Raw genomic sequence first — 4,472 nt, forward strand, 5'->3', positions numbered from 1 at the left:
TTCTATTTTGATTTATAACAATCCGCATATTCCTTCGCGCATTGACGCTATTTTACATGGGGCGCCCAGTCCGGAGGCGGAGCTGGTGCGTTCTGCGAAATTGTTGGAGCGTTCAGGGGCTAATTTTATTGTAATCCCTTGTAATACGGCGCATTTTTGGTTTGCAGCGGTGCAAAAGGCGGTGACTATTCCAGTATTGCATATTATTGATACCGTAGCGGAGCATTTGCTGCAGGCGCAAAAATATGAGGCGCAGGAAATCATGTTGTTTGCTACGGAGGCAACGATACGCACCGGGCTGTATCAACAGCGCTTGAGTCAAAAAGGCCTGGCCTTTTTGACGCCGCAGCCGGAAGAACAATGGCTTATTTCCCAGGCAATTGCCGAGGTGAAAAGCGGACACATAAATGGCAGTCCTTGCTTAGAACGGCTGAGAGAAATGATGGCGTGTTATAGTCGCAGCGGTGTGAAAGCGTTTATTGCCGGCTGTACGGAAATTCCGTTGCTTTTTGCCAAAGTGCAGGGGGATTTTAAAACGGTGGACCCTACGCTGCTTTTAGCGCAGCGGGCGGTTCAACTGGCGCGCAAGCTGGAGCGCAAAGAACAAGAACGTGCGGTGTGTATACGGGTATAACATAACACTTTAGCTTGCCAAGATACTATAGGCCGCTTATAATTGTATTCATAAAACATGTGCTCCAAAGACAGCCATGCTTTTAGATGCAATGCAGCCGCTACTCCGTGAGGGGTGGCGGCTTTTCTGTGGTTTGTAAGCGAAGGAGGCGGTTGCTATGTGGAATTTTGCAAGAGTAAATAAAGAAGTAGAGGATTTGAACCAATTCATCAAAAAACTTCTCCAAGGAGAGTGGAGCCGGAATTTGACAGTGTTATCTTACCGCAAACTGCTTCCTGTAGCTGAGTCCGTTAATGCGTTAGTGAACGATGTTCGTCAATTTGTGCAGCAGTCGCAGATGGCGGCAGCTAAGGTCGCGGCGGCCGTGGGGCAGGCTCGAGAAGCGCTGGGGAAAACGGCGGCCGAGGGAGCTGTGGTATCGCAGGAAGCGAAGACTTGCAGAGAGTCGGCCTGGCAGCTAGAGCAACAGGCCAAAGAGGCGGAGCAGCTTATGGCCGGGGTGCATGCTTCGTCGCAAACGATGCTGCAGGTAGCGGAGGGAATTCACGAGAGCAGCGTGGATGCGCGCAAACGAGCGGAACAAGGCAGGCAGGCTGTGCAGGGCGTAGGCGAATCCATGGCGGGAATACGGCTGCAGTCGACAGAACTGGCAGATAAAATCAGCGCCTTGTCTCTGACGGCGCAGGCTATACAACAGTTGCTTACGTCGATTCACGGCATTGCTTCTCAGACGCAGTTGCTTTCTTTGAATGCCAGCATTGAAGCGGCGCGCGCCGGAGAGCATGGGAGAGGCTTTGCGGTGGTGGCGGAAGAAATTCAGGTTTTATCCGAAGGAAGCAGTAAAGCGGCTCGTGAAGCGGCGGTGCTGCTGGCTCAGATTGAAGGCGGCGTGCGGGCGGCGGAGCAGGCTATGACGGAAGAAGAAAAAGCGGTGACCGAAGGACAATTGGCGGTCAGAGAGGCTCTCGAACATTTGGAAGCCATTCAAGATGCCAGCCGAACGACGGAACTAAAACTGGCGGAAGCGGGCGCCGTGCGCCAGGAGCAAGCGGCAACAGTACAGCAAATGGCTCAAGTCGCCAAACGGATTAATGAGTATTGTCAGCAGCTTCGTCACTGCGCAGAACGGACGGAGGAGGCGTTAGCTCGGCAGAAAGAGTCGCAAGAAGAGGCTTTAGCCATGGAAACGATCCTGCAGCAAGTGGCAGAGGGATTGCAAAAAGATACTTCACGGATACGCTTGGCGGAAGCGGACGGCAAAGTGAAAAAGCAGACGGCGCAAATTCTGCAAGAAGTAACGGCGTTGGCTGAGGAGATTTCTCGCTTGCCCGAAACGGCGCAGGAGAAGAAGCTGGAACAATGGCTGCGGGAGCATAAAAACCTGGAAGCTGTCTGGTCCAATCGTGAAGACGGCAGTTTTATCGTTTCTTTACCGCCGGCAGGCTTGGCTAATGCTAATGGCAGAGAATGGTTTCGCCGGGCTTTGGCGGAGGGGTCCTATGTATCGGAGGTATATGTTTCAGCCATTTCAGGCCATCCTTGCGTAACCGTTGCTGTTTCCTGCTGCGACCCGGCAGGAAGCAAGGTGATTCTTGGCGTAGACTTGTCCCTGAAGCCAAGAGAAACAGTCTAGGTTGGCGCAAGTAAGGGCGGGTTTTAGCGAGGACTGCTTGACGAGACGCCTTGGTGTCAGATACGATGAGAGGAGAGTTGTTAAATAAGGAGAGAGTATGGTGCTGAGCGGCTTTGAATATTTGGGAACTGTGGCCTTTGCCATTTCCGGCGCAATGGTTGGCATTCGCAAGGAGATGGATGTTTTTGGCATTGCCGTTCTGGCGGTGACGACCGCGGTGGGCGGAGGAATTCTACGAGATGTGCTGGTAGGGCACACGCCGCCGACGGCATTTTTAGATCCGACCTTTACCTTGCTGGCGCTGGCTTCCGCTATTTTGACCTGCGTTGCTCATTCTTGGCTGGTGCGGATCACCAATGTGGTGCAACTATGCGATGCCGTGGGCTTGGGAGCCTTTACCGCTGTGGGCGCCAGCCTGGCGATTACGTATGAATTGAATACGTTATATATCATGGTTTTTCTAGGAGCCGCAACCGGCATTGGCGGCGGCGTGTTGCGAGATGTTTTTGCCAGGGAGATTCCGTTGGTGTTTCAGCAAGAGATTTATGCGTTGGCGTCCATTGCCGGCGGCGTGGCTCTTTATTACGCCCAGTGGCAGCTGCCTCTCTGGCAGGCTATGTACCTGTGCTTTTTCCTGACCTTGGGTATTCGCTTGCTTTGCGTGCACTATAATGTCCATTTGCCTAAAGTGGGGCGCGTAACTCGGCATATATAAGGGCGTATTATTAAAAAAGCGTGTTGCAGCCTCGACTGCAAGGCGCTTTTTTAGTGAGGGAATGGGAGATAAGACCCGTTTTTTAGCAGTTGAGGGAAAAAGAATACAAAGGGGACATGCCTTTAGTCGCAATTTTTGAACATTAAAAGACGGGCTAAACGATTCGCGCTATAATATAAGAAAATGCTGCAAAGCGCCATGCCTGGAGGATATGCTAATGAAAGAAAAAAAGGTATTTAAGTATAATGAAGACGATATCTTAGAATTCATGACAGAATCGTTGGCTGCTCAGCTAGGGTTTGAAGAGTTTTCAGCAAAAGCAATTTTTATGGGGGAAGCAGGCAAAGACTTGCGGATGGTTTTGGTTTTGGGAGAAGCTGCTGATGAGACTATGGAAAAAGTGGACACAAACGCTCTGGATATAATGATTGACTATAATGGCTCGCATTCGTGCAATAAAACAAGAAAGAACGCCTCTCTTTTGGGATAAAGTTAAAAGTATACAGGGAAGATCTTGGCAAATTGTTTGCGTTTGTGAAAATTATTTCGTACAATGATCTGAGGATTGGTATTTTAAATTTCAGGGGGTTGTTATCCATGAACTTATCCCGTAAAGGTTTGTCGATTAGTCCGTCCGCAACGCTGGCGATTGATTCTAAGGCGAAAAAGCTGAAAGCGGAAGGCATCGATGTGGTTGGTTTCGGCGCTGGCGAGCCGGATTTTGATACGCCTGTACATATAAAGCAAGCCGCGATTGCTGCGATTGAAGCTGGTTTTACCAAGTATACGCCGGCTTCGGGGACAATGACTTTGAAAGAAGCCATTTGCGCCAAATTCAAAAAAGACAATGGCTTAGACTATGCTCCGGCTAATATTGTAATCAGCAACGGCGCCAAGCATTCGCTGGTTAATGTGTTTCAGGCCATCTGCAATCCTGGGGATGAAGTCATTATTCCTGCGCCGTTTTGGGTCAGCTATCCGGAGATGGTTAAATTGGCCGACGGCGTGCCTGTCATTGTTTATACGACAGAAGAGCAGGGCTTTAAATTTACGGTAGACCAAATTCGTCAGGCCGTAACGGCTAAGACAAAAGCCATTATCCTCAATAGTCCCAGCAATCCTACGGGCATGGTCTACACCCGTGAGGAACTGGCGGAGTTGGCGGATTTGGCAGTGGAAAAAGGCTTTTATGTAGTTTCCGACGAAATTTATGAAAAGCTGATTTATGACGGTAAAACCCATGTCAGCATCGCCAGCATCAATGAGAAAATCAAAGCCCAGACGATCATTGTCAACGGCGTGTCCAAAACCTATGCGATGACTGGCTGGCGTATTGGCTACACGGCTTCAACGCCGGAAATTGCCAAGATCATGAGCAATGTGCAAAGCCATGCGACGTCTAACCCGAATTCCATCGCCCAAAAAGCGGCGGAAGCGGCAATCAGCGGCCCGCAGGATATGGTGGCGACCATGGTGGCGGCTTTTGCCAG

5 protein-coding genes are annotated in these 4,472 nt (G+C 50.4%); all 5 read left to right on the forward strand.

The annotated features are described in order from the left end of the window. On the forward strand, window positions 1–634 hold a 634-nt coding region (locus tag PHF27_RS13465), incomplete at its 5' end, for an amino acid racemase (protein WP_300071134.1). Between the two features lie 157 nt (window positions 635–791). After that, a complete protein-coding gene (locus PHF27_RS13470; protein ID WP_300071136.1) occupies window positions 792–2,267 on the forward strand; it encodes a methyl-accepting chemotaxis protein in 1,476 nt (491 codons plus the stop codon). A 97-nt stretch (window positions 2,268–2,364) separates the two neighbouring features. Then, window positions 2,365–2,982, forward strand: coding sequence for a trimeric intracellular cation channel family protein (locus PHF27_RS13475; protein WP_300071138.1), 618 nt, complete (start codon window positions 2,365–2,367; stop codon window positions 2,980–2,982). A 217-nt stretch (window positions 2,983–3,199) separates the two neighbouring features. Next, on the forward strand, window positions 3,200–3,472 hold the full coding sequence (locus PHF27_RS13480; protein WP_300071140.1) for a hypothetical protein: 273 nt from the start codon (window positions 3,200–3,202) through the stop codon (window positions 3,470–3,472). 107 nt (window positions 3,473–3,579) lie between these two features. Beyond that, on the forward strand, window positions 3,580–4,472 hold an 893-nt coding region (locus PHF27_RS13485), incomplete at its 3' end, for a pyridoxal phosphate-dependent aminotransferase (protein WP_300071142.1).

Source organism: Anaeromusa sp. (assembly GCF_028691475.1).
In the GTDB taxonomy this organism is placed as follows: Bacteria; Bacillota; Negativicutes; order Anaeromusales; family Anaeromusaceae; genus Anaeromusa.

What these genes read in the sequence shown, in the direction of transcription:
- PHF27_RS13475 (WP_300071138.1), top strand. Translation starts at nt 2,365, where the DNA reads ATGGTGCTGAGCGGCTTTGAATATTTGGGAACTGTGGCCTTTGCCATT.
- PHF27_RS13470 (WP_300071136.1), top strand. Translation starts at nt 792, where the DNA reads ATGTGGAATTTTGCAAGAGTAAATAAAGAAGTAGAGGATTTGAACCAA.
- PHF27_RS13480 (WP_300071140.1), top strand. Translation starts at nt 3,200, where the DNA reads ATGAAAGAAAAAAAGGTATTTAAGTATAATGAAGACGATATCTTAGAA.